Genomic DNA, 24,898 nt, shown 5'->3' on the forward strand with positions numbered 1-24,898 from the left:
CAAGCACTGAGGACACCGATAGCTCCGTAAATTCGATGACAGGCACGAATGACACCCGGGATTCGGGGACGCTCACGTGCACGGAAGGGTTGTGAGGGATCGGCTCGGGATGGTCGCGCGCAACGCGGGCGCCACTTCTGCCTGGAAGAGCTCGAGACTTTCGCGGTGCTGCTTGTCGCTTGTCCCCACTCGATCAGCCCCGAGGTGGATCACTTCGTGGCCGAACTGCTCGTGGTACCGCGCGACCTTGTCGATCACCTGCTCGGGACTGCCGATGAGCGCCGAGCTTCGCTCCACGAAGTCTTCGACCGTGTCGAACACCACGGGCAGTCCGGTCCTGCGCGCGAACTCGATCCTTGCGGCATGGATCGGCCGCCAGGTGTCGAGGGCGTCCTGCGACTTCGGCGTCACATAGAAGCCCGCAGTCCCGGCACCGACCAGAGCGTCGGCGGGGTCGTGGCCGTAGTCGATCCACCGCTCGCGATAGTGGCGAATGAGTTCGGCATACGGCTCGACAGGGTTGGTGACGTTGGCGGAAAAGAGCGGATCACCGTAGCGAGCGGCCAAGTCGACCGACTCCCTACTCGTGGCGCTGCCGTGCCAGATCCGGATCCGGGGCTGGAGTGGTCGCGGAAGTGCGACAGCGTGTTCGAGACGCGGACGGAAGCTGCCTTGCCACGTCACGTCCTCGCTCTCCCACAGTTGCCGGAACAGTTCGTACCCCTCGCGATTGCGATCCCACTGGTCGTCGGGGGTCACGGAGAACAGTTCGGCCTGGGCCGTGCCGTTTCCCTTGCCGATGATCAGCTGCAGGCGGCCGCCCGACAGGTTGTCCAGCGTCGAATAGTCCTCGAAGGCCCGGACCGGGTCGAGCAGGCTGAGCGTGGTCACGGCTGTCCACAACTGCAATGTGGTTGTGCGCGCCGCGATCGCGCTGAGCACGACGGGCGGTGCCGAAGACAGGAATGGGTGTTCGTGCCGCTCACCGACAGCGAACCCGTCGTAACCGAGTTGTTCGGCGAGGACCGCCGAATCGACTACTTCCCGCAATCGCGTCGCAGTGTCGACTTTCTCGCCGGTTACCGGGTCGGGCTGATGCGTGACGAGAGTCATCAGCAGAAACTTCATGCCGACTGGAACTTCCTCGACGCCGACGAGGGGGCGGGCACAGCCTTCTCGAAGGCGTGCGCCCCGAGTGGACCGTCGTCGAGGCTGTCCTCCACGGGTCGGGGCGCACTTATGACAGACATCACTACACGGCCTTTCATCGAGGCGGGGATCGAGAGGGAAGCGCACTTCCACGCTCCCCGTGGACACGCGCCAGACACTCACCGAGCACTGCGCCCGGTGAGCTGAGAGGTGGACCTACGTCAACAACCGCAGGACTTGGTGCGGCACAGATCGATGTGCCGTCTGCGCCATGTGCTGCGTGCGGTGTGTGTCATGTGATGCCTTCCATCGATCCTGGCGGTAGCACCCACACCCGAAAGAATGTCGGAAGGGTTGCTGCGACGTCGACGAGCCAGGTCTCTCGGTCGCTCTGGATGGTTGACGCGAACACTATCCGCATCACGTCACCTCGTCAACACGCGAATTCCCCTGCCACACAGGGGAAACCCGAAAAACCCCGTAATCGGATCAGGCTGCGTGTAAATGCTGACACCGGCCGCGCCATGAGGTTGGATGGGGTGGGCACCCTCTCTACGGGGCGCGTGTCCGGAACCCGGGCGCAGGGTGCCAGGCGCCCCTTGTAACGTCGCCCCGGTGACTCCACTCGAAGCCATTGCGATCCTCGTTGCCGGCATCGGCGCAGGTGCGATCAACGCGGTCGTCGGCAGCGGTACGCTCATCACCTTCCCGACCCTGGTGGCGTTCGGGTTTCCACCCGTGACCGCCACGATGTCGAATGCGGTGGGCTTGGTCGCCGGCGGCGTCTCCGGCACCTGGGGTTACCGGCGAGAGCTGGCCGGGCAGGGGTCCCGGCTGCGCTGGCAGATCCCGGCGTCACTGTGCGGTGCGATTCTCGGCGCTTGGTTGTTGCTGCACCTGCCCGAATCGGTGTTCGAGTTCATCGTCCCTGTGTTGTTGGTCCTCGCGCTCGTGCTCGTGGTGTTGCAGCCGCGGATCCAGGCGTGGGCGAAGGAGCGCGGTAGCCACGAAGCCGGCCTCAGCCGGCCGCGTCTGCTGTTGCTGACGGCCGGCACGTTTGCGGTCGGGGTGTACGGCGGGTACTTCACCGCAGCGCAGGGCATCCTCCTGATGGGTGTGATGGGCGCGATCCTCCCCGAGAGTCTGCAGCGGATGAACGGCGCGAAGAACCTGCTCTCCCTGCTCGTCAACATCGTCGCCGCGCTCGCGTACACGCTCGTCGCCTTCGACCGGATCAGCTGGGCCGCCGCGGGCCTCATCGCGGTCGGTTCGCTCGTCGGCGGAGTGCTCGGGGCCCGCTACGGCCGTCGCCTGTCCCCCGCCGCGCTCCGGGTGACCATCGTGGTGGTCGGCCTGATCGGGCTGGGCCGGCTCCTGGCGTAGTCGCGCAAGCAGCCTGGTGCTGCCTCATACTGGGTCGGTGAGCACAACAGATGTAGAAAACCCCGGCTGGACGTACCTGATGGACATGGACGGAGTTCTCGTTCACGAAGAACACCTGGTCCCGGGGGCAGACCTCTTCCTGGCCGAGCTCCGCGAGGCCGAGATCCCGTTCATCGTGCTGACCAATAACTCCATCAGGACACCCCGCGACCTCCGCGCCCGGCTTCTCCGCACGGGACTCGACATTCCCGAGGAATCCATCTGGACGTCCGCGTTGGCGACAGCCACGTTCCTGGCGAGCCAGCGGCCGAACGGCAGCGCCTATGTGGTGGGCGAGTCCGGTCTCACCACCGCACTGCACGACATCGGTTACGTCCTCACCGAGAACGATCCCGACTATGTGGTGCTCGGCGAGACCCGCACCTACTCCTTCGAGGCGATCACCACCGCAATCCGCTTGGTGGAGAGAGGTGCTCGCTTCATCGCCACCAACCCCGATCCCACCGGACCGTCCCGGGAGGGATCGTTACCCGCCACCGGTTCCGTTGCCGCATTGATCAGCAAGGCCACCGGCCGCGACCCCTACTACGTGGGCAAGCCGAACGCCCTGATGATGCGCTCGGCACTCCGGGCCATCGGGGCGCACTCCGCGAACACCCTGATGATCGGCGATCGCATGGACACCGACATCGTGTGCGGGCTCGAAGCCGGGCTGCAGACCATTCTGGTGCTGACCGGTATCTCGACGCGCGATTCCGTCGAGCTCTTCCCCTACCGCCCCACGGCAGTCCTCAAGTCCGTGGCCGATCTCGTCGGGCGCACCTCGGACCCGTTCGATCGGGCCGAAACCTCCGTCTGACACCCGTGAGTACTTGTTAACGCTCCGTAGTTAACAAGTACTCACGGGTGCTGCGTCAGCTCAGCTCAGCGCGTGCTCGAGGTCGGACAGTAGGTCCTCGGTGTCTTCGAGTCCGACGGAGAGCCGGACGACCCCGTCCGTAATTCCCACTGCCGCACGCCCTTCGGGTCCCATTGCCCGGTGGGTCGTGGTGGCGGGGTGGGTGATGAGCGACTTGGAGTCACCGAGATTGTTCGAAATGTTGACCAGCCGCAGCGCGTCGAGTACTTCGAACGCACGCTTCTTGGCCTCGTTCTCGGGGGCGGCGAGCGCGAAGGTGACCACCGTGCCGCCGCCGCTCATCTGGCGCTTGGCGAGCTCGTGCTGGGGATGGGACTCGAGGTACGGGTACTTGACCCACTCGACCGCGGCATTCGATTCGAGGAACCGCGCGATCTGCAAAGCGGAACCGACCGAGTGCCGAACGCGGATCGGCATCGTCTCCAGGCCCTTGAGTAGCGTCCAGGCGTTGAACGGACTGAGTGCCGGACCGGTGTGACGCATCAAGTTCTGGACCGGACCGTCGATGTACTCCTGTGAGCCGAGGATCGCACCCCCGAGCACGCGCCCCTGCCCGTCGATGTGCTTCGTCCCGGAGTAGACGACGACGTCAGCTCCCAGATCGAGGCTGCGTTGCAGCAGCGGCGTAGCAAACACGTTGTCGAGCACGACTTTGGCACCTGCCGCATGCGCCAGCTCCACCACGCGCGGCACGTCCACAAGGGTTTGCATCGGGTTGGAAGGCGTCTCGAAGAACACTGCCGTGGTCGGCGTCGAGAGGGCCTCCTCCCACTGGTCGAGGTCTTCGCCGTCGACGAACACGGTCTCGACACCCCAGCGGGGCAGGATCTCGTTGCACACCACGAAGCAGGACCCGAACAGGCTGCGCGCCGCCACCAGGCGGTCGCCGGCCTTCAGCAGGGCGCCCAGGGCGGTGAACACCGCCGACATCCCGCTCGCGGTGGCGAAGCACGCTTCCGCACCCTCGATGAGACGGAGCCGCTCCTCGAACATCTTCACGGTCGGGTTGCCGTAACGCGAGTAGACGAAGTGGTCGATGTCGCCGGTGAACGACGCCTCGGCCGCTCCCGCGCTCTCGAACACGAAGCCCGAATTCAGGAAGATCGCTTCGGACGTTTCTTCGAAGCCTGATCGGAGGGTTCCGCCGCGCACACTGATCGTGCCCTGACCGATGCCGTCCGGCAGCGCCTTCTGAAACGCGCCGCCCTGGGGAATTGCACTCACCACTGCCTCCACGGCAGGCCTAGCGCCCGCCAGCCGACCGCCCCACGATGACCGTCGGCGTCCAAGGCGCCTTCGAAACCGTCGAGCACGTTGTACGACGGGCCGATGCCCGCCGCTGTCGCGGCCTCCGCCGCACCGATGGAACGCTGACCGGATCGACACAGGAAGATGACGGGTGCGTCCTCGCCCCCGGTGATCCCGGCTTCCTTCAACTGATCCACGAAATTGTCGTTACGGGCACCGTGGGGATAGCTCACCCACTCGATCAGCACCGGCTGCTTGCCCAGTGCGGACGTATCGGGAACACCGACATATTTCCATTCGGCATCTGTTCGTACGTCGACCAGCACAGCGTCGGGATTGTCGCGAAGCAGCTCCCAGGCATGCTCCGGCGTTATGTCGCCTGCGTAACTCACCATGTCAGCTTTTCACAACCCTCTTATCGATGCCCTCCCGGGCAAGCGGCCCTCTTCTGGGCCCGCATCAATTGCACACGACCCACTTGTCGCCGGAGCGGGTCAGCTGCCAGGTGTCCGTCGCCTCACCGCGACCGTCCTCGGCCGTGATCCGCACCTCTGCCCGGGCGCGGTCGCCGTTCACCTCGGAGGAGTCGACACCCTGCAGGGTGATCTCCCCTTCGCGCCCTGCGAGCGGTGACCGGTCGTCCGACCAGGTAGAACACACCAACGACTTCTGCAGGTCGGCGTCGTCATGATTGCGGGCCTGGATGTAATCGGCCACCGAGCGGTTGATGCGGTCGGCCTCGGTGACGTTCTCGTCGGCGGGCGAGAGAATACTGCCGACGACGATCGCGACCAGGATGATCACGACGAGGGCGACGGCGGCGATGAACGGTGTGGCAGTGGTACGCCGGGGATCCTCCGGGTCGTCCCCCGCGGCGTTGTGCGGCGATTCGCTCGGATCGGACATGACTTCCCTTCGTTTCGGCGTGGTCAGCAGTGTATAGAGCAGCTGGTACAAATCCGGTTTGTGACCCCCCAACCGGGAGACGACTACCCTCGACATTCGCAAGCCCAGACAATGGGAGCCGCCCAGCTCTCACCGGCGCCACCGAGTGCGGGCCCGGCCGGGCAGGGGCGTGACGCAACACCTCGGCCACCCGATTAGGCTGGGCTTAACTTAAGCTGAAAATTCGTTGTCCGCCCATCAGAAGGTAGTTCGCTCCAGATGACTGATCAGACACGTCCGTTGCGCGTAGCGATCGTCGGTGCCGGCCCCGCCGGTATCTACGCTGCCGATGCACTCATGAAATCTGATGCCGCCTCGGACGGCGGGATCAGCATCGACCTGTTCGAGCGGATGCCGGCACCGTTCGGTCTGATCCGTTACGGCGTCGCCCCCGACCACCCGCGCATCAAGGGCATCATCACCGCCCTGCACAAGGTGCTCGACAAGCCGTCGGTGCGCCTGCTCGGCAACATCGACTACGGCACCGACATCACCCTCGAAGACCTGCACAACTTCTACGACGCGGTGATCTTCTCCACCGGCGCCAACGCCGACCGCGACCTGAACATCCCGGGCATCGACCTCGACGGCAGCTACGGCGCCGCCGACTTCGTCTCCTGGTACGACGGCCACCCCGATGTGCCGCGCACCTGGCCGCTCGACGCGGAGAAGGTCGCTGTCCTCGGTGTCGGCAACGTCGCCCTCGACATCGCCCGTGTCCTCGCGAAGACCGGCGACGAGCTGCTGCCGACCGAGATCCCCGCCAACGTTTACGAGGGGCTCAAGGCCAACAAGGCCGTCGAGGTCCACGTCTTCGGCCGCCGCGGACCGGCGCAGGCCAAGTTCACGCCTCTCGAGCTGCGCGAACTCGATCACTCCCCGACCATCGAGGTCATCGTCGACCCCGAGGACATCGACTACGACGAGGGCTCGGAGCAGGCGCGCCGCAACTCCAAGCAGGTCGACATGGTGGCCAACACCCTGCAGGACTGGGCTATCCGCGACGTCGGTAACCGGCCGCACCGGCTGTACCTGCACTTCTTCGAATCACCCACCGAGGTCCTCGGCGAGGACGGCAAGGTCGTCGGTCTGCGCACCGAGCGCACCCAGCTCGACGGCACCGGTAACGTCAAGGGCACCGGCAAGTTCAACGACTGGGACGTCCAAGCCGTGTACCGCGCGGTGGGCTACCTGTCGCAGAACATCGCGAAGCTGCCGTTCGACGAGCAGGCCGGCACCGTCCCCAACGAGGCCGGACGCGTCATCGCCGACGACTCGGCCGAGGGTGCCGCCCGGTTCATGCCGGCCACCTACGTCACCGGCTGGATCAAGCGCGGCCCCGTCGGCCTCATCGGGCACACCAAGGGCGACGCCAACGAGACCGTGGCAAACCTGCTCGAGGACCGGCCCACCTTCGCCGAACCGGCCAACCCGTCCGAGGACGGGATCATCGAGTACCTCGAGAGCAAGCAGATTCCGTACACCACCTGGCAGGGCTGGTACCGCCTCGACGCGCACGAGCGCAGCCTGGGTGAGCCCGAGGGCCGCGAGCGCATCAAGGTTGTCGAACGCGAAGACATGCTCAAGGCCAGCGAGCCCGACAAGGCCTGATCGTCGAGCATCAGCGAAAGGGAGCCTCCCACGGGAGGTTCCCTTCGCAGTCCCTCGTGGTACGCCGGCGACAAGGCAGAATGTGAACCGTGTTTGATGCCCACGTGCACATCATCGATCCCCGGTTCCCGGTGTTCGAGAATCACGGCTACCTGCCTGACCCCTTCACCATTGCCGATTACCGGGCACGGACCGAAGGTTTCGGCGTGGACGGTGGCGCCGTGGTCACTGCGTCGTACCAGGGCACCGACCAGAGCTATCTGATTGCCGCGTTGGAAGAACTCGGCCCCAGCTGGGTCGGCGTCACACACCTCGAGCCCGACGCCACTGACGAGGACATTCTGCGTCTCGATTCTGCCGGCGTGCGGGCAGTCCGGTTCAACCTCCGCCGCAGCGCGACCGATCTGAAGCTCCTCACCAAGCAGGCGCTGCGCGCTTACGAACTCGCCGGCTGGCACGCCGAGTTCTACGTCGACGCCACCCTCCTGTTGTCGCTGGAGCCGGTGTTCGCCAAGCTTCCCGCCGTCAGTATCGATCACCTCGGCATGTCGACCCGCGGGCTGCCCTACCTACTGGATCTCGTCGACCGCGGCGCACGCGTGAAAGCAACCGGATTCGGTAGAACCACCATCGACGACGTGTGCGAAGTGCTCCGCCAAATTCACGCCGTCAATCCCCGGGCACTGATGTTCGGCACCGACCTCCCCGGCAGCCGTTCCCGAAGAGTGTTCCAGGACAGCGACATCGACATCGTCGCGGAGGCGGTCGGAGACGATTTCGATGCCGTCATGGGCGACAACGCACGCGAGTGGTACCGCTGCAGCTCCGAACAGGGCCCCTGCTAGAACACGGACGCTGCTAGCAGCCTTCCATCTGCATGCTGTTCATCGACATCATCTCGCTGACCGGCGGTGTCTGCGGTTGTGAGGCGAGCCAGTCGTTGTATCCGCCCATCTGCTCGCATGCGGCCTGATCGTCGTCCCTGCGCTCCTGCCGCCGCTCCCGATTGCGTTCGTCCATGTCGTCGTTCCGGTCGACGGCGATACCACCTGTGGTCGATCCGTTGGCCTGCCGTTCGAGCCCCCGCACCCCGTCAGTGCGCATGATCCAACCGAGGGTGTAGTCGGCACCGTCGCGGTTGGTGGTGGCGCGGTAGAGGCCTTCATCGGCCACCGCGGGTGCGGCCTCGAACGCCTTGTCGGTCATGCCCGCAGCGGTAACCGTCCCCGACACCTTTCCGTCGCTCATCGTGCCGGTGAGCGCCGACCCGTCCGGCGCAGTCAGTGCCAACCGGTCACCGTCCATCGTTCCGGACATCCACATCCACATGTCGTCGCCGTCGCACAGGAATGCGACAGCGTCGCTACCCGACGTGACGACGGCGACATAGGCGTCCGAATCGTCCACCGCGCCGAGGAAGGTTCTCTCGAGCTGGGGTTCTTCTTCGAACGGGGAGGGAATCTGCTCCATCAGGGCGGCCGCTGCCGCGGTGGTGGTCGCGGCGGTGCTCGCGCTCGGAGTGCTGGTGTCGCTCGCCGCCGACGAGCCTGACGAGTCGTCCCCACAGCCGCTCACGGCCAGGACGATGACAGTGAGGGGACCGAGTATCCAGGTCGTCTTGGTGTGCACGGGCGTTCCTCCGCTAGGTGGGAGATCTCGTTCCGCATTCCATACTTGCAGGTGACGACCGCGTCTGGATACCCCTAAGTCGCGACCACCGCCGCCAGCCAGATACCGGAGGCGATCAGGGCGCCGAGCAGTTCGATCAGCATCGACAGCCCGACTGCCTTGCACGCGTGCCAGGTCGACGCCCATGCACGGTTGTGCGCCCGCAGCCGGTAGAGCTCGGCCACATACGTTCCCGCGATGAAGCCGAGAAACAAGCCCACTACCGGGATAACGAAGAATCCGACGATCCCCGTCAGTCCACCGGCGACGAGTGACATGTTGGGCACGCCGGCACTGCGCATCCGCTTACCTGGCCAGGTGTACTTCACGACGCCACTCACTACGAGAAACAGCGTGGCAGCGGCGAACACGGCCCACGCGGTAGCGGTGCCGGACATGATTGCCCACACCAGAATTGCGGCGAAGATCAGTATCGTTCCGGGAAGTACCGGAATGACGATGCCGATCAACCCGATCACGATAACGAGGCCGACGAGCGCCTCTGCTCCCGTGCTCATTCGACCGGACGAACGCGGGACGCGGCCTCGCGTGCCCTGCTGCGCGCCGTCTCGACGTCGGGTCCCGTGGACACGGCCACTCCCATGCGCCGTCGGACGTAGCTTTCGGGTTTCCCGAACAGCCGTAGGTCGGTTTCCGGTACGGCCATCGCCTCGGCGACACCCTCGAAACCGATGCCGACTGCGTCCCTGCCGCCGTAGATCACCGCGGACGCGCCGGGCGCGATGAGCGTGGTGTCGACGGGAAGCCCGAGTATGGCGCGGGCGTGGAGCTCGAACTCCGAGAAGCGTTGGGTGCGTAGTGTTACCAAGCCGGTGTCGTGCGGACGGGGACTGACCTCCGAGAAATAGACGTCGTCACCCTTGACGAACAGTTCGACCCCGAACACTCCCCTGCCGCCCAGCGCCGCGGTCACCGTTCCCGCTACCTCCCGCGCACGGGCGAGCGCTACCGGGCTCATCGCCTGCGGCTGCCACGACTCCACGTAATCACCGGCGTCCTGCAGGTGACCGATGGGCTCGCAGTAGGCGGTGTGCACCTCACCGTCCGCGCCGACGGCCCGAACGGTGAGCTGGGTGATCTCATAGTCGAAGTCGACGAACCCCTCGACGATGACGCGTCCGTGATTGATCCGGCCGCCGGAAAGTGCGTATTCCCAAGCCTTGTCAACGTCCTCGAGATCGCGGACGGTAGATTGCCCCTTCCCTGACGAGGACATCACCGGCTTGATCACACACGGCACACCGATGCGTTCGACAGCGGAACGCACTGCGTCCAGCGAGTCGGCGAATTCGTACGGCGACGTCGGGAGTCCCAGTTCCTCGGCCGCGAGACGGCGTATCCCCTCCCGGTTCATGGTCAGCGCGGTGGCGCGCGCCGTCGGAATCACCACGGCGGCACCGGACTCCTCGACGGTGGCCAGCGCGTCGGTGGCAATGGCCTCGATCTCGGGAACGACGAAGTGCGGCTTTTCGGCGTCGACGAGACGCAACAGCGCTTCCGGATCGCTCATGTCGACGGTGTGCGCGCGGTGCGCCACCTGATGCCCGGGCGCATTGTCGTACCGGTCGACCGCGATCACCTCGACGCCGAGTCGCTGCAGGGCGATGATGACTTCTTTGCCCAGCTCACCCGACCCGAGCAGCATCACACGTATCGCGCCCGCCGTCAGAGGTGTACCGAACCGCTCGGGTGCCTGTTTCCGCATGGCGACAACTATATGCGTGCGTAGAGCTACTTCAGCAGCCTGGACATCCGCCGATCCGCGAGCACCTTGCCGCCGGTCTGACAAGTGGCACAGTACTGAAAAGACTTCTCCGCGAACGACACTTCCCGCACCGTGTCGCCGCACACCGGGCAGGGCAGACCTGTGCGCGCGTGCACACGCATACCGGATCTCTTCTCCCCCTTGAGCCGCGCGGCATCCTGGCCGAGGGATCGTTCGACAGCATCGGTCAGCACCGTGCGCATCGCGTCGTACAGAATGTGGACGGAATCCTCCGGCAGTGTCTTCGCCGTCGCGAACGGTGAGATCTTCGCCGTGTGGAGTATTTCGTCCGAGTACGCATTGCCCACGCCTGCCAGCAGAGACTGATCGACCAGCGCGTTCTTGATCCGCGCAGAGGAGGTCTCGAGCAACGCGGCGAACTCCGGTTCGGTGACCTCCAGGGCGTCGGGGCCGAGTCGCGCGATCCCCTCCACTTCCTGCGGGTCGTGCACCACCCACACCGCGAGCCGCTTCTTCGTTCCCGCCTCGGTGAGGTCGAACGCCGGTGTCGCGCCCTCCGGGGTGAAGAAGTGGAGCCGCAACGCGAGCGGACCCTTCCCCGGCTTCGGTGGGGCGGCCGACGGGTTGTCGGTCCAGCGCAACCATCCTCCGCGGGAGAGATGCGTGACCAACCACACCCCGTCGCAGTCGAGGGCCAGGTGCTTACCGAAACGGGCAGCACCCGTCACATCCCGGCCCTGCAACGCCGTGATCGGCGGGTCGAACGTCTTCAGGACACTCAGCGCGGCCACGTCCACCCGTCCGACGACCGCGCCCACGGCATGTTTCCGCAGGAACTCGGCTAACGCCTCCACCTCCGGCAGCTCGGGCATGGCACCAGGCTAACGGACGTACCGCCGCAGCAGGTACGTGTCCATGATCCAGCCCTTGCGCTCGCGAAGTTCGGTCCGCACCCGCTGGATCTCGCTTTCGACGTCGCGGAGGCGACCGGAGATGAGAACCTCGTCGGGGGTGCCCAGGTAGGCGCCCCACCAGATCTGCACGTCCTCGCCGGGCACTTGGGTGAACGTCGTGTTCGCGTCGAGCATCACCACCGCGTTGTCGACGCCCTCGGGGAGTCCCTCGGCAAGCCGGCGACCGGTGGTGATGTGAATGGGTTCACCGATCCGGTTGAGCACCATCCGGTGTCCCGCCGCCAGCGACTGCACACTGGTCACGCCAGGGATCACCGAGTAGTCGAACGACACATTTCCGCGGGCGAGTACTCGCTCGACGATCCGCAACGTGCTGTCGTACAGCGACGGGTCACCCCACACGAGGATCGCCCCGACTCCCGGTTCGGCCGCGAACTTCTCCTCGAACAGTGCCGCCCGGCGCTCGTGCCAGTCGTCCACCACGCCCTCGTAGTCGTCGGGCGTGCGGTTCCGCGGCGGGTCGACGATGTCGACCACCCGATACGGACCGGTGACGTGTTCGTCGAGAATGGTGGTGCGGAGATCGACGAGGTCCTGCTTCTCGTCGCCCTTGCCGATGACGAAGAACACATCAGCCTTGTTCATCGCCTTGATCGCCTGGACGGTCACCTGGTCGGGGTCGCCGGCGCCGATGCCGATCACGAGAAGTTCACGCATGGGCGAAGGCTATCGCTCGTGAGTGGTCGAGGACTCCAGGGACCCGCAGACCACTCACGGGCGGCGGAGCCGCCTAAACTGAACGCCGTGACTGTGCCGACCCCGTACGAAGACCTCCTCCGACTCGTGCTGGACACCGGCACGCCGAAGGCCGACCGCACAGGAACCGGCACGAGGAGTGTCTTCGGTCATCAGATGCGGTGGAATCTCGCGGACGGGTTTCCGCTGGTCACGACCAAGAAGGTGCACCTCAAGTCGATCGTCTACGAGCTGCTGTGGTTCCTACGCGGCGACTCGAACGTGAAATGGCTCCAGGACAACGGCGTGACCATCTGGGACGAGTGGGCCGACGCGGACGGTGAACTCGGCCCGGTCTACGGCGTGCAGTGGCGCAGCTGGCCCACCCCCTCGGGTGAGAACATCGATCAGATCACCCAGACCATCGAGACGCTGAAGTCGAATCCGGATTCCCGGCGCATCATCGTGTCGGCGTGGAACGTCGGCGACATCCCGCAGATGGCGTTGGCGCCGTGCCATGCGTTCTTCCAGTTCTACGTGGCGGACGGCCGGTTGTCGTGCCAGCTGTATCAGCGCAGCGCGGACATGTTCCTGGGTGTTCCGTTCAACATCGCCAGCTACGCGCTGCTCACCCATATGGTGGCGCAGCAGGCCGGACTCCAACCGGGTGACTTCATCTGGACGGGCGGCGACTGCCACATCTACGACAATCACGTGGACCAGGTCACGGAGCAGCTGAGCCGGGAAGCGTTTCCGTATCCGACGTTGAAGCTGAACAAGCGGGATTCGATCTTCGACTACACCTTCGAGGACGTCGAGATCGTCGACTACCGGCATCACCCGGCCATCAAGGCTCCGGTGGCCGTCTAGTGGGCGCACGGCAGGTCAGCCTGGTCTGGGCGCAGGCGAACGGTGGCGTCATCGGTCGCGACAACACCATTCCGTGGCACGTGCCCGAGGACATGGCGTACTTCAAGAAGGTCACGCAGGGACACCCCGTGGTGATGGGCCGCAAGACCTGGGACTCGTTGCCGACAAAGTTCCGGCCACTACCGGGGCGGCGCAACATCGTGGTCACCAGGCAGCCGGACTGGATGGCGGAGGGCGCGGAGACCGCGTCCGGGCTCGCATCGGCGCTGGCACTGACGAACGAGGACGTCTGTATCATGGGCGGTGGCGAAATCTACAACGCGGCAATGCCTTTCGCCACACGGTTGTTCGTCACCGAAGTCGACGTCACGGTCGACGGCGATGCCTGGGCACCGCCGATCGACGACTCCTGGCACGCTGAGGACACCGGTGAGTGGCTCACGTCGGCGAAGAACGGCACCCGGTACCGGTGGATTACCTACACCCGGGCATTACCTGCAAGGTAATTGAGAGCATTCGGCTTCGGCGCGAGTCTGAGTGACATACCCGTTCACTCGTCTCACGTGAGGATCGCCGACATGATCGCCGCACTCGAAGCCCGAACCGCCCTCTCCCCGCTGCGCATCGTATTGCGCCTCGACGCCGTCGTCACGGGCGTCAACGGGCTTGCCTATCTCGTTGCCGCCGGCCTACTCGACGGCCTGCTCGGTCCGACGACGGGTTTTCTGCGGGTCATCGGGGTGTTCCTCCTCGCCTTCGCCGTGGGCGTGTGGTCGGTGAGTGCGCCCGACCGCCCGCGAACCGCGGCCGTCGAGGCCGTCATCGTCGCCAATGCCGCGTGGGTGGTCGCCAGCCTGGCACTCGTACTCGCGGGATGGCAGCATCTCACCACTGCCGGAGCTGCCTGGGCTGTACTGCAGGCTGCTGTGGTCGGGGCCTTCGCGGCGCTGCAGGGGTGGACACTCGCCCGTCGCTGACCACAGCACCACGACCGCACCGTTACCCCATTCACCGGGTGACGGTGCGCGCGTTGGGTCATACTCGACTCATGGACAAGAAGTCACTGACCGCCCTTGCCCGTCAGCAACTGAAGTTGGCAGGCGGGACGTCCAGCGGTCGCAGTTCGCAGACCGTGTACGGCGGCCACCGGCGCAGTCTCCGTCAGACCGTTGTCGCGCTCACCGCAGGTCAGAAGATGGCTGAGCACGAGAGCCCGGGCGAAGGCACTCTGTTCATTCTCAGCGGCAAGCTGACCCTGGTATCGGGCGAGGATTCATGGAAAGGCTCCTCGGGCGATTTCCTGGTTCTCCCGAGTGATCGGCACAGCGTCGAAGCGCTGGAGGACGTGGCTTTTCTGCTCACCGTCGCCATGTGACATGACCGATACGCAACCGGTGATCGGGGTGTCCGTGGCTGCGGCGCCGTCCGTGGTGTGGCCCGCGCTGCGGGATCCGGAGCTGATCCGGCGCTGGCACGGATGGGATTATGACGGCCTCGACGCCGAGATCGAGGAAATCTATTTCCGCGACGTGACCGAGGATCCTGCCACGTACAGCCTGGCCTTGGCCGGGGGTGACCGCTTCACACTCCACGAACACGAGGGCACTACCCTCGTGCGGATCACCCGGCCACCCCGCGACAGCAGCCCGGACGCGGGCGACTGGTATGACGACGTCACCGAGGGCTGGACCACGTTTCTGCAGTTCCTGAAATTCGGCATCGAGCGGCACGGATTGGCGGAGCGGCGCACACTGTTTCTCGAAGGCCCAGTCGCGCAGGGAGATTCGGCGCAGCATCTGCTGGGCCTCGACAAGATCACCGGCGCGAGGCCGGGCGACCACTTCAGCGCCGTCTCTGCGGCGGGCGACCTGCTGTCCGGCGTGGTGTGCTTCGTCGGCGAACACCAGACCGCGGTAAGTGTCGACGATCTCGGCCCTGGACTGCTGCAGTTCGGCGAGCAGCCGGTCAACTCTGCGCGCCCGCACGGTGGTGCTCAGATACTGCTGGCCGTGTACGGCCTGGACGAGGAAGAGTTCCGCGAGCTGGAGGAGCGCTGGACGGAGTGGTGGCAGGCCCGGCCGTCGGCCGGACCCGCCACCTAGTTGCTCGACTGTCAGGCGAGCACGGTCCCCAGACTGGGCCACCAGATCGTGCTCTTGACGATGTTCGGACCGACCTGATGATTCAGCGACCCGTACACGGCCGCCACGACCAGGCCACCACCGAGACCCGCGACCGGCGGGGTGGAGATGACGGTGGGAACCGCCACGTTGTTCTGGTCCAGCTTGACGACGCCACTGGCACCGGTGGCGAAGCTGTAATACACGACCTCGAGCTGGGCACCCGCCTGGTCGGCAGCGATGGTCCCCGGTCCCCCGAAGAACCCGAAGCGGAACTGGTTGCTCATGTTGGTTGCCACTCCGGCGCCGTACAGCTGGCCGAGGACGGGTCCGCCCTGACCGGTGTCGGAGTACGCGGGAACCTGGAAGATCTGGCCCGGCAGGGCGATGTCCATCGCGGCCGCATCGGTCGGTGAGAGTGCCAGCCGTTCGATGGCGGCCTCGGCGTCCGGATTACCTGCTGCAGCGGTCCGCAGCTTGGCGATCGCCGTGGTGGGGTCGACAGCCGGAACTGAATCTGTGGGCTGCGCCGAAGCCGCCCCGGTAAACATCATCGTCGCTGCCACTGCAGCGGTCAGGCCTGCCGCGATCCGTCGTCCGAAGTGCCGTCGATTCATTCTTCTTCTCCTCGTCCTTCATGGATAAGCGTTACTTCGAATGAGTAAACACTCTCGCGCCTCTATCGATACCCAGTTCCGGGCGTTACCCCCCTCTCACACCTATGCTGCTGACATGGGACGGGACGACCAGCACGGGATGAGGATCAGACTGCCTCGCGGAGGACTCAGCGAGGTCGTCCCCACCCGTCAGAGTTTGCAGCGTCTGTTCGAGGCGGTCCTCGTGGTGGGGTCGGGTCTCGAACTCGATTCCACCCTGCAGCGCATCGTCGATTCGGCCACCTCGCTGCTCGACGCCCGCTACGGCGCACTGGGTGTGCGTGCCCCCGACGGCGGTCTGGCCGAGTTCGTGTTTCGGGGCATCACCCCGGACGAGCGCGCCGGGATGGGCCATTTCCCGGAAGGTCGCGGGCTGCTCGGCCTCCTGATCAACGACCCGCGCCCGGTCCGTCTGCCGAACCTCTCCCGCCATCCCGCATCTGTAGGCCTTCCGCCCGGCCACCCACCGATGAATAGCTTCCTCGGCGCGCCCATCATGATGCGCGGGACCGTCTTCGGCAGCATTTACCTCACCGAGAAACGCAGCGGTCCCGAGTTCACGGAAGAGGACGAGGTGATCCTGCTCGCACTCGCCACGTCGGCCGGGGTGGCCGTAGACAACGCCCGGTTGTTCGAGGAGTCGCGGACGCGCGAGCGGTGGCTGACGGCGGTCGCCTCCATCACGTCGCGCTTGATGATCGGTGGCTCACTCGACGAGACCCTACGTACCCTCGCCGGGCAGGTACGCGAATTGTCGAGCGGCGACGAGGTGTTCATCGTCGTCACGCAGGGCGACGGCGCCGTTGTGGGAGCGGAGACCGCCGCACGTCCCCTTCCCGACGCCTATCGGATCGCTGCGCACGCCGAGCCGCTGGCCGAGGTCCAGCATTCCCGGACTCCCGCTCTGCTGACGGGATTGGCCGGTCTGGCGCCGTTCTCGCCGGATGCCGGTCGCGCCGCCGTTCTTCCGTTGTCGACGGCATCTGGGGTCGGCGGCGTCCTGGTGGTCACCGCCCGCGGGAACGAGCCCTGGGACCCCGACGAGGTTGCTCGGCTCGAGTCGGTGGCCGACCTCGCCGCTGTGGCAGTCGAGTTCGCGGACCAACAGCGCAAACAGCGACTGTTGTCGGTACTCGCCGATCGCGACCGGATAGCCCGGGACTTGCACGACAACGTGATTCAGCGTCTCTTCGCCACGGGTATGAGCCTGCAGAGCACCGACGCCGACGGACATGTGCCCGAGGCGGTGCGTTCGATCGTGGCCACCGCAGTCGAGCAACTCGATCGGACGGTGCGCGAAATCCGTACCACCATCTTCGATCTTCAGGCCACCGATGCCGCGTCCGCGACGAGCCTGCGCAGACGTTTCCTCGACGTGGTCAGTGATCTCACGGCGCAGTCACCGATCGCTCCCAACGTTCAATTCGCCGGCGCCATCGACACACTCGTGCCGAACCGGATCCACCAACACGCCGAGGCAGTCCTGCGTGAAGCCCTGAGTAATGCGCTGCGGCATGCTCGCGCGACCACGATCGACATCTGCATCGCAGCCGAAGACGAACTCGCCATCACCGTAGAGGACGACGGGATCGGCATCACGCCAGGAGACCGTAGCGGCCTGGCCAACCTCGATCGCCGAGCAGAGTTGTGCGGCGGCACCTGCACCGTCGAGACGGGCCCCTCGGGGACACTCGTCACATGGCGAGTACCCATCTCCTAGGTCCGGCGCCGCAGCTCGGTCGCCAATACCGCTGCCTGAGTGCGCCTTTGCATTCCCAGCTTGGCCAACAGTCGCGAGACGTAGTTCTTGATCGTCTTCTCGGCGAGGAACAGCCGCTCGGCGATCTCCCGGTTGGTGAGACCCTCCCCGATCAGCTCGAACACCGCCCGTTCCTGTTCCGACAGTTGCGCGAGCGGATCTTCCCTCCGCTCGGACCGAATGCGCTGCATCAGCGCCGACGTGGCACGGCTGTCGAGTAGCGAACCCCCCTGCCCCACCGTACGGACTGCGGCTACCAGGTCTGTGCCGAGAATCTGCTTGAGGACGAAACCGGACGCACCCGCCATGAGCGCGTCGAACAACGCCTCGTCGTCCGAATACGACGTGAGCATGAGGCAGCGGAGCGCAGGCAGGGCGGCTCGAAGGTCCCGGCACAGCTCCACACCATTGCCGTCCGGCAGCCGGACGTCCAGGACGGCGACATCCGCACCGCTGGCGGGCAACCGGGCCAACGCCTCCGCTACCGAACCCGCCTCCCCGACCACTTCCAGATCCGGCACGCTGCCGAATAGGTCGACCAGGCCCCGGCGAACGATCTCGTGGTCGTCGACGAGAAACACTCGTGTGGTCATGCTTTCTACTGTTCCCGCACGATCATCACCGGACAGTCGGCGGTATGCATCAGGGCATTACTGGTGGAACCGAGCAGCATGCCCGTGAAGCCGCCGCGCCCACGGCTTCCGACCACGACGAGCTGCGCCTTTTCGGCGAATTCACTGAGGACACGCACCGGACGATCCCGCGCGACGACGCGTTCGACCGTGACGTCGGGATACCGCTCCTGGAAGCCGGCGAGCCGCTCGGAAAGTACTACCTCTTCCCCGGTTTGGATACCCCCCCACAAGGGGTCGTCCGGGCTTGCACCGAGCGAAGGCTGAACGCTGACGTCACTCCACACGTTCACCGCGACCAACGTCGACGACGTCGCCGACGCCTGCGCGAAGGCGACGTCCACTGCCGCCTTGCTACTTTCCGAACCGTCGACGCCGACCACGATCGGACCTTCCGTGGGCGGCCGCCCGTCGAGTGTGCGGCCACGCACCACCACCAGCGGGCACTGTGCGTGGGCCGCCACCGAGGATGTGGTGGAACCGACCAGCAACCCGGTGAACTCACCGTGCCCGCGCGAGCCGAGAACCACCATGTGCGCGTCGGCAGACAGGGCGATCAGCGTCTGACTCACCTTGCCCTCGTGCTGCTCGGTGGTGATGTCGAGGCTGCCGTCCACGGTCTGCTTGGCCAGTACGCGGGCACTGCCGAGGCGGGCCTTGGCAGTGTCGGCCAGCTCTTCCTTGAAGCTCTCGGCCAGATAGGGCTCGGTGTAGTAGAAGGCGGGGATATGCACCACCGTCACGATGTGCAGTGGCAGGGACAGCGCAGCTGCAGTCCGGGCCGCCCACACGACGGCAGCGGACGCCGACTCGGATCCGTCGACACCCACGATGATCGGCTTATGTCCGGTCATGATCGCCTTCCCCTCCTTCACACCTGCTTCCAGGCACGGCAATTCGGTGGTTCGGTTACCCGCAGATCTTGCGCAGCTTCTCGACCAACTCGACGCGGCCAGCTCGGTCGGCGGCCAGCGGCGACACGGTGAGAGTGGTGACGCCGGACTCGGCGAACGCCGCGACGCGCTCCGCCACGTAACTCTCCGGTCCGATCAGCGAGACGGCCCGGACGAGTTCGTCGGGCACCGCCGCGGTGGCCTCGTCCTTCTTGCCTGCAAGATAGAGATCCTGGATCGTCTCGGCTTCTTTCTCGTAGCCGTACCGGACCGCGAGGTCGTTGTAGAAGTTCTTGCCCTTGGCACCCATGCCGCCGATGTACAGCGCGAGACTCGGGCGAACCCAGTCGAGCATGTGCTCCACGTCTTCACCGATAGCGAGCGCCGGCGACGCATAAACCTGCAGCTCACCGAGGCTGGGGTCGCGCTTGGCCTTGCCCTTGGCCAGTGGCTCGCCCCACACACTTGCCGCCTTCTCCGGGTGGTAGAAGAGCGGCTCCCAGCCCTCCGCGATCTCGGCCGTCAGCTCGACGTTCTTGGGGCCGAGAGAGGCGATGATGATCGGAATGCGCTCACGCACAGGATGATTGATGATCTTGAGCGGCTTGCCTAGGCCTGTGCCCTTATCCGCAGGAAGCGGCACCTGGTAGTACTTGCCCTGGAACTGAACCTTTTCACGACGCCACACCTGACGACAGATTTCGACGACCTCACGAGTGCGGCCGAGCGGTGCGTCGTACTTGACGCCGTGGAAGCCCTCGATCACCTGTGGGCCCGACGCGCCCAGACCCATGACGAAGCGTCCGTTGGACACGAAGTCGAGACCGGCGGCCGTCATGGCGGTCAGGCTCGGCGTACGGGTGTAGATCTGGAAGATTCCCGAGGCCAGTTCGAGCGTGGACGTCTTGGCGGCCAGGTAGCCTAGCTGGCTCACCGCGTCGAACGAGTAGGCCTCGGGCACGAACGCGATGTCGAGGCCCGCCCTTTCCAGGTCTGCGACCTCTGCGACCGTTTCGGCGAATCCGCCGCTGTAGTTCAAGCCCATACCGATGCGCACGTCGCTCCCCAATCCTGGCGTTCTTCTCTAACTCAGCACACTACTGCCGCCGATGGCGTCAGGGGCGTTCAGGCCTCACGACGACGACGGGACAATGGGCACCGCACACCAGACTGTTACTGGTCGAGCCGAGCAGCATCCCGGTGAACCCGCCTCGCCCCCGGCTGCCGACCACCACGAGCTGCGCCTTCTTCGACCATCCGAGCAGCCGGGCTCGCGGGTTGTCGACGTAAACCTTCCGAGAGACCTGCACGTCAGGGTACTTTTCCTGCCAGCCGGCGAGTCGCTCGGCGAGCACTGCCCGCTCGTCCTCCTCGAGGCCGGCGGGCACCAGCGCGGCGTTGCGGGGGTCGTCGAAGGTCATCGGGCCGAGGTCGCTCCAGACGTGGACGGCCACCAGCGCCGCGTTCCGCAACGAGGCCTCATGAAAGCCCACGGCGATGGCGCGTTCGCTGGTGCGACTCCCGTCGACCCCGACCACGACCGGGCCGCCGGAGTGCGCGTCACCGCGTACCACCACGACCGGGCAATGCGCGTGACTGGTGACGTTGATCGCGGTATTGCCGAGCAGGGCCGTGGCCGCAGCCCCCGACCCCGACGCGCCGACCACCACCATCCGCGCGGTCTCGGATAGGTCGACGAGCCACTGAGCGCTGCTGCCGATGGACAGCTCGGTGCAGACATCGATGATGGGGTTGACCACGTACGCCTGTTCCTGGGCTTCGGCGAGGATCGTTTTCCCGCTCGCCTCGACCCACTCGTACACGCCCCCCGAGTCCATGTAGGGCCCACCGAAACCGTACGGGGCGAAATCGAGCGCGTGGATGATCTTCAGATTCAGTCCGCGCTCGGTGGCCAGTTCAGCCGCCATTCGCACCGCAGCCTTGGAGCTGTCCGAACCGTCGACCCCGACGACGACACTGTTGCGGTCCCGTGCGCTCATGCCTCCACACTATCCCCGGTCGCCAATTCGGGTCTGCCGCCCTTCATCTTTCAGCAACGGGCCGGCATCACCACGCACCATAGACTCCAGCCCCTTCGCGGGTCGGGCGCCCTGCGGATAGTTCCGTGTGTATATTTCAAAGGGGTTGTTGGACAGATACATTGGTCGAGCACATCACGACTGCGCGACCCGCTACCGACGGACCGTTGATCGACACCGCTGTCACCGACATCACATCTCTGTTCGACGTCGGGGTGGTGCACCTTTCCGAGTTCAGCTTTCGGTGGTGAGCAGGTCGGCAAGGTTGTCCAGACTCGCCCGCACCGTGCGGGAGTACGCCTTGTTGACGGTGGGGTCCGCCAGCTTGCCGAAGATGCCTCCGAGACCACTGTCGCTGTCGACGCGATAGGTGAACAGGGTGCCGCCGTCGACCTCTTCGAGTCTCGTCGAGGCTGTGAATCCGATCTGGCCCTCCACCGACTTGGATACACCGGCCTTCGCCGGCTGATATTCGACGAACTCGCTGACCCACTCGAATCGCTTCCCCAGGATCCGCGTTGCTCCGCGCCACCGGGTGCCTACCCCGGGGTCCCCGTCGGTGAGCTGCTCGCATTCGACGATCGACGATTCCCACGAGGGCCAGTTCTCCGCGACGGTCAGATAATTCCAGACTTCCGAGGGAGGGCGGGCGATGACGACGGACTGCTCGGTAACCGGCATTGCAATCATTCCTTGTACGGATTGGCAGATGAATGGACCAGATGAAATGAGACCGGTCCGTTTTCATCGTCCTCCCGAGCCGCGCCGATGTCACCCATGGTTAGCTCATCGAAGCACCGAGCGGCGGCCGTCGACGGGGAAGATTCGTCACCGTCCGGGGTTCACACTCGCCACGTGTGGACAGGGCTCCCGTCACGCATGTTCTCGACGTACTGACGCATCATGGCGGCGAGCGCGTCCCGCCGGTTCATCCCGGCGTCCTCGTGACGAACTACCTGCGCGCGCTGCCACGCTGCCCCTGTCTGCCGGGTGAGGCATCGGCCCTCGATGACGCTGAGGTAGCGGTCCCGCGCTTTCTGTGACAGGCCGAAGGCCGCCAGTCCCTGGTCGGCGATCGGCAGTAGCCTCCGCAGTACCAGCTCGTCCGCTCCCAGCGTGCCGACACCCGGCCAGTACATCTGGGCATCCATGCCGTGCTGGGCACCGGCGCGTAGGTTTTCCTCCGCCGCGTCGAACGACATGCGCGCCCATACGGGCTGATCGGCTTCGACCAGTCCTCGCAATGCGCCGTAGTAGAAGGCCGCGTTGGCCATGATGTCGAGCACGGTGGGGCCGGCAGGCAACACCCGGTTCTCGATCCGCAGGTGCGGTTTGCCGTCGGCACAGTCGTAAACGGGACGATTCCAGCGATAGATGGTGCCGTTGTGCATTTGCAGTTCACTCAGGTCGGGAATGCGGCCGGCGTCCAGTTCGGCCGCGGGGTCGACATCCGTCACCTCCGGAAGAAGCGCCGGAAAGTACCGGGAGTTCTCCTCGAACAGGTCGAAGACCGACGAGATCCACCGTTCCCCGAACCACACCCGTGGACGGACGCCCTGATTCTTGAGCTCGAGGGGTCGGGTATCGGTAGCCTGCTCGAAGATCGGTATGCGCGATTCGTGCCACAGCGCCTTCCCCGCGAGAAACGGCGAGTTGGCTGCCAGCGCGACCTGCGCACCTGCGAGGCACTGGGCAGCATTCCAATGTGCAGCGAACTCTTCGGGTGCCACTCGCAGATGCAGTTGCAGTGACGTGCACGCTGCCTCGGGGACCACAGAATTGCTGTCGGCACGAAGTTGCTCCTGCGGACGGCCTTCGAGAGCGACACCCTCGAGGTCGAGTTCGATGTCCTCCCCACGTGCCGCGAAGATCTGCTCGTTGAGCAGTTCGTACCGAGGGTTGGCCGAGATCCACTCGCGATCCAGGTGCTCGAGCTCGAGGGTCGGCAGCATCCCGATCATGACCAGTTGTGCGTCGTGGCGGTGGATCCGGGCATCGACGACGGACAGTGATGCCCGCAGCGTGCGCTCGAGGTCGAACGTCCCGTCACCGACAAGCGGCCCTGGTTTGACGTTCATCTCCACGTTGAACTGACCCAGCTCGGTCTGAAACACCGCGTCGTCACCGATCGACTCGAGCACGGCATTGTTGGACATGGCCGGCGTCATGTCTGCGTGCACGAGATTGAACTCGATCTCCATGCCCAACATCGGTCGTGGTGGATCGATGTCGTCCCGGAAAGCGCCTTCCTGCAGCATGCGTTCGAGCGCGTCGGCGCACATCAGGACCTTCTGGCGGAACAAACGTCGATCTGCTCGGCTGAATGTCCGAGAGGTGACCTCGCGGCCCATGCCACTCCTCTGCTCTGCGACTTCGGTTCCGCGAGCATATCCGTTCGGTCGGCACGAGACCGGGGTGGCGGGATAACCTCGAACCAGACGCTGGTGAGCGGAAGGATCCGAGATGACACCTCACACCGACTCGAGGAAGAAACCAGAGTTCAGCGTGGGAACGCGGGTGAAGACCCGCCATTCGGTCGATCCCGAGCTTCCCGAGAAGGAGTGGCCACTCGAGACGGGCGTCATCGTCGACGAGTTCGGCGGCGTCCAGGACATCACCGACGAGTCCTACGGCCGCAACTGGGCCGTGTCGCGCCGATGGGCGATAGCCCTCGACGGTGGGCCCCTCGTCTTCCGTAACGACCCGGATCTCGAGCCGGAATGAGACTCAGGCGTTGGCGCCGGCGTCGCCCCACGTGACAGCCACGCCGTTTTCCTTCAACCAGTGGGCGGGATCGACCTTGTTGCCGGCGGCGTCATGGACCTCGAAATGCAGGTGCGGGCCGGTGGACTGACCACGGTTGCCCACGTGAGCGATCTGCTGTCCGGCGGAGACACGCTGCCCGACGGCGACGGTGTAGTCGTTGACGTGCCCGTACACCGTCACGGTGCCGTCGTCATGAAGCAACCGCACCCACAGGCCGAAACCGGACGCAGCGCCGGCGTCGATGACCTGACCATCGGCGGCCGCAAGGACGGGGGTACCGATGGGAGCGGCGATGTCGATGCCGCCGTGGTGCGCCCCCCAGCGCGAGCCGAAGTTGGATGTGAGGGTGCCCGAGACCGGCTGTACCGCGTGCGGCTTGACGGGGTTGACCGAGCTCAGCCACTGCTGTGCCTGCGCCCCCAGGTCGGGTCCGCCGAAGTTCTGGACGGCAGCCCCCAAATCTGCAGGCAATTCGAATCCGGCAGGGAGGACGCCCGCCGGAATCTCGAAGGGAAGGTTGGGAGCGGTGTGCGGTGCTGCCGGCTCGACAGCGTGCGAGTCGGCCGGGGCAGCGGCCGCGCTGCCCGCTCCGAGCTGGGCTGCGCCGACGACGAGGGCGCCGGTGGCCGCCGCAACCGTTGCTGCCTTCACGCCCACTCCCGCTCCGGTCTGCGCAGTGCGATGGCGCCCGCGCGCCGCGTCCGGATCGATCTCGAATCGGAGCGAATTGCCGTTCGAGCGGTGGTGGGAACCCACAGTTGATACCTCGTCAGTCGTCGGATTGCAGCACGCCCCGTGTGGGGTGGGCTCCTCTGTCTGGCGACGAATGTAACAAAACGATATA

General features: G+C 65.5%; 28 protein-coding genes and 1 riboswitch. Of the genes, 11 read left to right on the top strand and 17 right to left on the bottom strand.

The features are described from left to right. Positions 1–72 precede the first annotated feature (72 nt). Positions 73–1,128 carry an LLM class flavin-dependent oxidoreductase gene (locus JQT59_RS30815; RefSeq protein ID WP_213573236.1) on the bottom strand — a complete coding sequence of 352 codons (1,056 nt, stop codon included), beginning with the start codon at positions 1,126–1,128 and terminating at the stop codon, positions 73–75. A gap of 324 nt (positions 1,129–1,452) precedes the next feature. After that, positions 1,453–1,551: riboswitch (SAM riboswitch) on the bottom strand. Positions 1,552–1,764: 213 nt separating this feature from the next. On the opposite strand from JQT59_RS30815, the gene JQT59_RS30820 reads away from it, so the two are divergent. Then, on the top strand, positions 1,765–2,532 hold the full coding sequence (locus JQT59_RS30820; RefSeq protein ID WP_213573237.1) for a sulfite exporter TauE/SafE family protein: 768 nt from the start codon (positions 1,765–1,767) through the stop codon (positions 2,530–2,532). Positions 2,533–2,611: 79 nt separating this feature from the next. After that, complete coding sequence (locus JQT59_RS30825; RefSeq protein WP_109327585.1) at positions 2,612–3,391, top strand: HAD-IIA family hydrolase; 780 nt, start codon at positions 2,612–2,614, stop codon at positions 3,389–3,391. A gap of 60 nt (positions 3,392–3,451) precedes the next feature. On the opposite strand, the gene JQT59_RS30830 is transcribed toward JQT59_RS30825, so the two are convergent. From JQT59_RS30830 to JQT59_RS30840, 3 genes are all read right to left on the bottom strand, one after another. Continuing rightward, positions 3,452–4,675 carry an O-succinylhomoserine sulfhydrylase gene (locus tag JQT59_RS30830; protein WP_213573238.1) on the bottom strand — a complete coding sequence of 408 codons (1,224 nt, stop codon included), beginning with the start codon at positions 4,673–4,675 and terminating at the stop codon, positions 3,452–3,454. Next, the gene (locus tag JQT59_RS30835) at positions 4,672–5,091 is read right to left on the bottom strand and encodes a rhodanese-like domain-containing protein (protein ID WP_213578242.1); all 420 of its coding nucleotides are present in this window, start codon (positions 5,089–5,091) and stop codon (positions 4,672–4,674) included. Before JQT59_RS30835 ends, JQT59_RS30830 begins: the two co-directional genes overlap by 4 nt. Positions 5,092–5,158: 67 nt before the next feature. Continuing rightward, the gene (locus JQT59_RS30840; protein ID WP_109327581.1) at positions 5,159–5,605 is read right to left on the bottom strand and encodes an Rv0361 family membrane protein; all 447 of its coding nucleotides are present in this window, start codon (positions 5,603–5,605) and stop codon (positions 5,159–5,161) included. Between the two features lie 258 nt (positions 5,606–5,863). On the opposite strand from JQT59_RS30840, the gene JQT59_RS30845 reads away from it, so the two are divergent. Next, a complete protein-coding gene (locus JQT59_RS30845) occupies positions 5,864–7,255 on the top strand; it encodes an FAD-dependent oxidoreductase (protein WP_213573239.1) in 1,392 nt (463 codons plus the stop codon). 89 nt (positions 7,256–7,344) lie between these two features. Further along, the gene (locus JQT59_RS30850; protein ID WP_213573240.1) at positions 7,345–8,100 is read left to right on the top strand and encodes an amidohydrolase family protein; all 756 of its coding nucleotides are present in this window, start codon (positions 7,345–7,347) and stop codon (positions 8,098–8,100) included. Positions 8,101–8,113: 13 nt separating this feature from the next. Here the strand turns inward: JQT59_RS30850 and JQT59_RS30855 are convergent, their stop codons facing one another. The 5 genes from JQT59_RS30855 to cobF all read right to left on the bottom strand — a co-directional run bounded on the left by JQT59_RS30855 (position 8,114) and on the right by cobF (position 12,301). Beyond that, the gene (locus JQT59_RS30855; RefSeq protein WP_213573241.1) at positions 8,114–8,884 is read right to left on the bottom strand and encodes a hypothetical protein; all 771 of its coding nucleotides are present in this window, start codon (positions 8,882–8,884) and stop codon (positions 8,114–8,116) included. Between the two features lie 74 nt (positions 8,885–8,958). Beyond that, positions 8,959–9,441 carry a DUF456 domain-containing protein gene (locus JQT59_RS30860; protein ID WP_213573242.1) on the bottom strand — a complete coding sequence of 161 codons (483 nt, stop codon included), beginning with the start codon at positions 9,439–9,441 and terminating at the stop codon, positions 8,959–8,961. Then, entirely contained in the window at positions 9,438–10,649 is a 1,212-nt protein-coding gene (gene purT, locus JQT59_RS30865; RefSeq protein WP_213573243.1) for a formate-dependent phosphoribosylglycinamide formyltransferase, read from the bottom strand. Before purT ends, JQT59_RS30860 begins: the two co-directional genes overlap by 4 nt. A gap of 26 nt (positions 10,650–10,675) precedes the next feature. After that, a complete protein-coding gene (locus tag JQT59_RS30870; RefSeq protein WP_213573244.1) occupies positions 10,676–11,542 on the bottom strand; it encodes an Fpg/Nei family DNA glycosylase in 867 nt (288 codons plus the stop codon). Positions 11,543–11,551: 9 nt separating this feature from the next. After that, positions 11,552–12,301: a precorrin-6A synthase (deacetylating) gene (gene cobF, locus JQT59_RS30875; protein ID WP_213573245.1), complete on the bottom strand. Its 750-nt coding sequence runs from the start codon at positions 12,299–12,301 to the stop codon at positions 11,552–11,554. Between the two features lie 87 nt (positions 12,302–12,388). Between cobF and JQT59_RS30880 the strand changes: the two genes are divergently transcribed. From JQT59_RS30880 to JQT59_RS30900, 5 genes are all read left to right on the top strand, one after another. Next, entirely contained in the window at positions 12,389–13,189 is an 801-nt protein-coding gene (locus JQT59_RS30880) for a thymidylate synthase (RefSeq protein WP_109327565.1), read from the top strand. Beyond that, positions 13,189–13,695: a dihydrofolate reductase gene (locus JQT59_RS30885; protein ID WP_213573246.1), complete on the top strand. Its 507-nt coding sequence runs from the start codon at positions 13,189–13,191 to the stop codon at positions 13,693–13,695. Before JQT59_RS30880 ends, JQT59_RS30885 begins: the two co-directional genes overlap by 1 nt. Positions 13,696–13,767: 72 nt before the next feature. Then, positions 13,768–14,166 (top strand): hypothetical protein, encoded by a 399-nt coding sequence (locus tag JQT59_RS30890; protein WP_213573247.1) that lies wholly within the window; start codon positions 13,768–13,770, stop codon positions 14,164–14,166. A gap of 71 nt (positions 14,167–14,237) precedes the next feature. Beyond that, entirely contained in the window at positions 14,238–14,564 is a 327-nt protein-coding gene (locus JQT59_RS30895; protein WP_159919999.1) for a cupin domain-containing protein, read from the top strand. A gap of 1 nt (position 14,565) precedes the next feature. After that, positions 14,566–15,291 (top strand): SRPBCC family protein, encoded by a 726-nt coding sequence (locus tag JQT59_RS30900; RefSeq protein ID WP_213573248.1) that lies wholly within the window; start codon positions 14,566–14,568, stop codon positions 15,289–15,291. 11 nt (positions 15,292–15,302) lie between these two features. Here JQT59_RS30900 and JQT59_RS30905 read toward each other — a convergent pair whose 3' ends face one another. Then, positions 15,303–15,926: a Tat pathway signal protein gene (locus JQT59_RS30905; RefSeq protein WP_213573249.1), complete on the bottom strand. Its 624-nt coding sequence runs from the start codon at positions 15,924–15,926 to the stop codon at positions 15,303–15,305. Positions 15,927–16,041: 115 nt separating this feature from the next. Here JQT59_RS30905 and JQT59_RS30910 point away from each other — a divergent pair, with 115 nt between their 5' ends. Further along, on the top strand, positions 16,042–17,685 hold the full coding sequence (locus JQT59_RS30910) for a sensor histidine kinase (protein ID WP_213573250.1): 1,644 nt from the start codon (positions 16,042–16,044) through the stop codon (positions 17,683–17,685). On the opposite strand, the gene JQT59_RS30915 is transcribed toward JQT59_RS30910, so the two are convergent. From JQT59_RS30915 to JQT59_RS30940, 6 genes are all read right to left on the bottom strand, one after another. Continuing rightward, positions 17,682–18,317 carry a response regulator gene (locus tag JQT59_RS30915; protein ID WP_213573251.1) on the bottom strand — a complete coding sequence of 212 codons (636 nt, stop codon included), beginning with the start codon at positions 18,315–18,317 and terminating at the stop codon, positions 17,682–17,684. The genes JQT59_RS30910 and JQT59_RS30915 overlap by 4 nt on opposite strands. A gap of 5 nt (positions 18,318–18,322) precedes the next feature. Next, on the bottom strand, positions 18,323–19,210 hold the full coding sequence (locus JQT59_RS30920) for a universal stress protein (protein WP_109334909.1): 888 nt from the start codon (positions 19,208–19,210) through the stop codon (positions 18,323–18,325). Between the two features lie 55 nt (positions 19,211–19,265). After that, on the bottom strand, positions 19,266–20,306 hold the full coding sequence (locus tag JQT59_RS30925) for an LLM class F420-dependent oxidoreductase (protein WP_213573252.1): 1,041 nt from the start codon (positions 20,304–20,306) through the stop codon (positions 19,266–19,268). 58 nt (positions 20,307–20,364) lie between these two features. Continuing rightward, positions 20,365–21,249: a universal stress protein gene (locus JQT59_RS30930; RefSeq protein WP_109327547.1), complete on the bottom strand. Its 885-nt coding sequence runs from the start codon at positions 21,247–21,249 to the stop codon at positions 20,365–20,367. Between the two features lie 273 nt (positions 21,250–21,522). Beyond that, positions 21,523–21,978 carry an SRPBCC family protein gene (locus JQT59_RS30935; protein WP_213573253.1) on the bottom strand — a complete coding sequence of 152 codons (456 nt, stop codon included), beginning with the start codon at positions 21,976–21,978 and terminating at the stop codon, positions 21,523–21,525. Between the two features lie 152 nt (positions 21,979–22,130). After that, positions 22,131–23,639 (bottom strand): glutamate-cysteine ligase family protein, encoded by a 1,509-nt coding sequence (locus JQT59_RS30940; RefSeq protein ID WP_213573254.1) that lies wholly within the window; start codon positions 23,637–23,639, stop codon positions 22,131–22,133. A 112-nt stretch (positions 23,640–23,751) separates the two neighbouring features. Here JQT59_RS30940 and JQT59_RS30945 point away from each other — a divergent pair, with 112 nt between their 5' ends. Continuing rightward, a complete protein-coding gene (locus JQT59_RS30945) occupies positions 23,752–24,012 on the top strand; it encodes a hypothetical protein (protein WP_159919981.1) in 261 nt (86 codons plus the stop codon). A 3-nt stretch (positions 24,013–24,015) separates the two neighbouring features. Here JQT59_RS30945 and JQT59_RS30950 read toward each other — a convergent pair whose 3' ends face one another. After that, entirely contained in the window at positions 24,016–24,810 is a 795-nt protein-coding gene (locus JQT59_RS30950) for a M23 family metallopeptidase (protein WP_213573255.1), read from the bottom strand. Positions 24,811–24,898: the final 88 nt, after the last annotated feature.

The sequence above is a fragment of the Rhodococcus sp. USK13 genome (genome assembly GCF_018343855.1).
Classification (GTDB): domain Bacteria; phylum Actinomycetota; class Actinomycetes; order Mycobacteriales; family Mycobacteriaceae; genus Rhodococcus_F; species Rhodococcus_F oxybenzonivorans.